Below are 4,160 nucleotides of genomic sequence, written 5' to 3'. Positions count from 1 at the left end.
CCACTCTCTTGATCAGCTTTCACTCGGTTGATCTGTGATATGAGACCATTCAGTTCAGGGCACCAGCGGCCCTGAACTGCCAACCCTTCCAAAATCCAAACCACAGCATTGGAAGCTTCGCTTGCGCTTCAAAATGATTGGCGCATATCATTTTATGATTGACGTATATCATTTTGAAGCGCTAAGACCCTTTCGAGGGTCGAAATAGGATTCGCCCATGTTGAGGGCACTATGAAAAATCCGACGTTAAGCGATGTAGCCGAGATTGCAGGCGTAAGTTATGCCACTGCGGATCGCGTCATCAACAAACGTGGGAATGTCGCGCAAAAGTCTGTCCGCAAGGTCGAAGAGGCCATGACGGCGATAGGCTATGTGCGCAACGTCGCCGCCGCGAATTTGTCGCGTGGGCGGATATATAGGTTGGCATTTTTACTGCCAAAGGGACGCAACGCATTTTTCAACCAAATGCGGGTGCACCTAAATCAGATTGCAAACCACATGCAATCTGAGCGCGTCACAGTCGACGTGATCGAGTTAGCGGCCTTCTCTACCGAAGGCCTGAAGAACAGTCTTCAGTCGGTGATTGAAGGAAACTATGACGGGGTGGCTGCAGTTGGGTTGCAAAATGATGCACTCAGCGCGCCATTGAAGAGGCTGCGCGAACAAGGGGTGGCTGTCATCGGGTTAGTCTCCGATCTACCGCTTGAATATCGCGCAGCCTATATTGGGATTGATAACAAAGCAGCAGGCCGCACCGCCGCGCGTTTGATCGGCATGTCCCATGGCGGAAGCGCCGGACGCATCCAGCTTTTGGCTGGCTCGCTAGAAGCGCGCGATCACGAGGAGCGCGTTGATGGGTTTCGGGAAGTCATTTTTGAAGACTTCCCAAACCTAGAAATACTTGACCCCATAATGACGCATGATGACGCCAGCGCTGTGCGATCGGCAACGGCCGACGCATTATGCGCTAATCCCGCTATCACCGCTTTGTACAATGTCGGCGCGGGTAACAGCGGCCTCATTGCAGCGCTTGAGGATCATTCAACATCAGCATCGCTCTGTTGCGCGGCGCATGAACTGACGGCCCACACACGAGCGGCATTGCAAAATAAGACAATCGATTTTGTCATCGATCAACGTCCGGATATGGAAATCAATCGCGCATTCACCGTTTTACGCGCGCTCATTGATGCACGCGACATACCGCCCATGCCCGATCTCGTTCCAACCATCTATGTGCGCGATAACCTGCCGACAGATGCACCTATAACACCAATGAAAGAGGCTTAAACATGACGGATTTCTTCAAGGGAATTGAACCACTTAAGTATGATCCCACGAGCACAGACATAGCCTTTCGTCACTATAACCCTGATGAAATCGTTATGGGAAAACGCATGGAAGACCATCTGCGTTTTGCTGTCGCTTATTGGCATTCTTTTGCATGGCCGGGTGGCGATCCGTTCGGTGGACAAACCTTTGAACGCCCTTGGTTCGGTGAGACAATGGACCTTGCACGGCTCAAGGCAGATGTCGCATTCGAAATGTTCGATCTGTTGAATGTTCCGTTCTACTGCTGGCACGATGCCGATATCCGCCCGGAAGGGGAAACGTTCGCCGAAAGCCGTCGCAATTTCGAAGACATCATCGATTATCTTGGTACTAAAATGGAAACATCCAAGACCAAGCTGCTTTGGGGTACGGCGAACATGTTCAGTCATCGTCGCTTTATGTCAGGCGCCGCGACGAACCCTGACCCAGATGTTTTCGCTTGGTCTGCGGCCACTGTGAAGCTCTGCATGGATGCAACGATGAAACTCGGCGGGCAGAACTACGTGTTGTGGGGTGGCCGCGAAGGCTATGAAACGCTGCTCAACACAGACCTCAAACGCGAACGTCAGAACGCGGGTCGCTTCCTACAAATGGCGGTCGAGTACAAACATAAGATCGGCTTCAAAGGCGCGATTTTGGTCGAACCCAAGCCGCAAGAACCGTCCAAGCATCAATATGACTACGATGTAGCGACCGTTTATGGTTTCCTCAAAGAGTTCGGCCTCGAAAATGAAGTCCAGATGAATATCGAGCAAGGTCACGCGATCTTGGCAGGGCATTCGTTTGAGCATGAATTGGCGATGGCCAGCAGCCTTGGTATTTTTGGATCCATCGATATGAACCGCAATGATTATCAATCTGGCTGGGACACCGATCAATTCCCCAACAATGTTCCAGAGGCCGCCCTGGCCTATGCGGAAGTGATCAAGGCAGGCGGTTTTACGACGGGCGGCACCAACTTTGATGCGAAACTGCGCCGTCAATCGCTCGACCCACAGGACTTGATCGCGGCCCATGCTGGCGGCATGGACATCTGTGCGCGAGGTTTCAAAGCAGCGGCTGCGATGATCGAGGATGGCACGCTCGAAAACATGCGCTCAGAAAGATACGCAGGTTGGGATACACCCGAAGCGAAAACCATGCTGAACAGCGACTTTGCCAGTATCGCAGAGAAAGTCGAAGCCGATGGCATTGATCCGCAACCACGGTCTGGAAAACAGGAAATTCTGGAAAACGTCGTTAACCGATTTGTGTGAGCCTAAGGCAACCAAATCAACTAGAGGATTGACATAAGACGCGGGGCATTGCCCCGCAAAATGGGAGGAAGACAGAAATGGCACGCATCCGATTGGGAATGGTTGGCGGAGGGAATGACGCGTTTATTGGCGGCGTTCACCGTATTGCAGCGCGCATTGACGATCGATTTGAGCTCGTCGCAGGCGCGTTGTCCTCAACCCCAGAAAAATCAGCCGCCAGTGCAGAAGCCCTCGGGATTGAGCGGTCTTACGGCAGTTTCGCAGAAATGGCAGAGGCCGAAGCCGCGCGCGACGATGGTATTGAAGCCGTAGCCATCGTGACCCCGAACCACGTGCATTTCGCAGCAGCTCAGGCCTTCTTGGCCAAGGGCATCCACGTTATTTGCGATAAGCCACTGACATCCACAATGGATGACGCCCACGCGATGGAACAAGCGGTTGCGCAAAGCGATGCGCTTTTCGTTCTCACACATAATTACACCGGCTATCCAATGATCCGCGAAGCCCAAGCGATGGTTGCGTCGGGCCAGTTGGGCGACATTCGTATCGTGCAAGCAGAGTATCCGCAGGACTGGCTTACCTCGCCTATGGAGAACGAAGGTTTGAAACAAGCTGAGTGGCGCACGGACCCTGCGCGTTCAGGCGCAGGTGGCTCTGTTGGGGACATTGGCACCCACGCCCACAACCTTGCCTGTTTTGTCACAGGGCTCAGCGTGCAAAGCCTTGCCGCGGATCTTCAAAGCTGGGGCGCAGGACGAACGTTGGATGACAACGCACATGTGATGTTGCGCTTTAACGGCGGCGCACGCGGCATGCTGTGGTCCAGCCAAGTTGCGCCGGGCAACGAGAATGCGTTGAAACTGCGGGTCTATGGCGAAAAAGGTGGCTTGGAATGGGCTCAAGAGGACCCTAACTATCTCTGGTTCACGCCCCATGGCGAACCCAAACGCGTGATCACGCGCAATGGCGCGGGTGCAAGCGACGCATCAACCTCTGTCAGCCGCATTCCGGGCGGTCATCCAGAGGGGTACCTTGAAGGCTTTGCCACCATTTACAACGAGGCCGCCGATGCGATCCGTGCGGTTCAGGGTGGCGCTGCGCGCGAGGCCGCGATGGGCAATTTACCTGGCATTGATGCAGGTATGGCGGGCATGCGTTTTATTAATGCCTGCGTTACGTGTTCTGCGGGTAACGCCGCTTGGACCGATCTCTAAACACAACACGCTAAACCAGCGGCAGACATGTCGCTGACCTACATTTTCTCAAAGGGTTTGATATGTATCTTGGATTAGATTTAGGCACTTCGGGTGTCAAAGCACTGCTGATCGATGCCGATCAAACCGTCATTGGTGAGGGTCATGGAGCGCTCACAGTTGAGCGCCCGCATCCACAATGGAGCGAGCAAGACCCGCTTAGCTGGATCACCGCATGTGAAACCGCGATCGCGCAAATTCGCGCAGCTGTCCCGACCCAATTCGCGCAGCTGCGCGGCATTGCCGTCTCTGGCCAGATGCACGGGGCAACTCTGCTAGATGAAAATGACGCGCCGCTACGCCCAGCCATTCTGTGGAA

4 protein-coding genes are annotated in these 4,160 nt (G+C 54.0%); all 4 read left to right on the top strand.

Translation table 11 applies throughout. From position 1 onward, the window contains the following. The first annotated feature begins 231 nt into the window (after window positions 1–231). The gene (locus ABJQ89_RS13535; protein WP_348496733.1) at window positions 232–1,290 is read left to right on the top strand and encodes a LacI family DNA-binding transcriptional regulator; all 1,059 of its coding nucleotides are present in this window, start codon (window positions 232–234) and stop codon (window positions 1,288–1,290) included. A gap of 2 nt (window positions 1,291–1,292) precedes the next feature. After that, entirely contained in the window at window positions 1,293–2,588 is a 1,296-nt protein-coding gene (xylA, locus tag ABJQ89_RS13530) for a xylose isomerase (protein ID WP_348496732.1), read from the top strand. Between the two features lie 77 nt (window positions 2,589–2,665). Continuing rightward, the gene (locus ABJQ89_RS13525; protein WP_348496731.1) at window positions 2,666–3,802 is read left to right on the top strand and encodes a Gfo/Idh/MocA family oxidoreductase; all 1,137 of its coding nucleotides are present in this window, start codon (window positions 2,666–2,668) and stop codon (window positions 3,800–3,802) included. Between the two features lie 62 nt (window positions 3,803–3,864). Then, window positions 3,865–4,160, top strand: a 296-nt coding sequence (locus ABJQ89_RS13520; protein WP_348496730.1) for an FGGY family carbohydrate kinase, incomplete at its 3' end; no start/stop codon positions are given.

The sequence above is a fragment of the Planktotalea sp. genome, from assembly GCF_039984035.1.
Taxonomy (GTDB): domain Bacteria; phylum Pseudomonadota; class Alphaproteobacteria; order Rhodobacterales; family Rhodobacteraceae; genus Planktotalea.
This window is presented reverse-complemented; position numbering and strand designations above follow the sequence as displayed.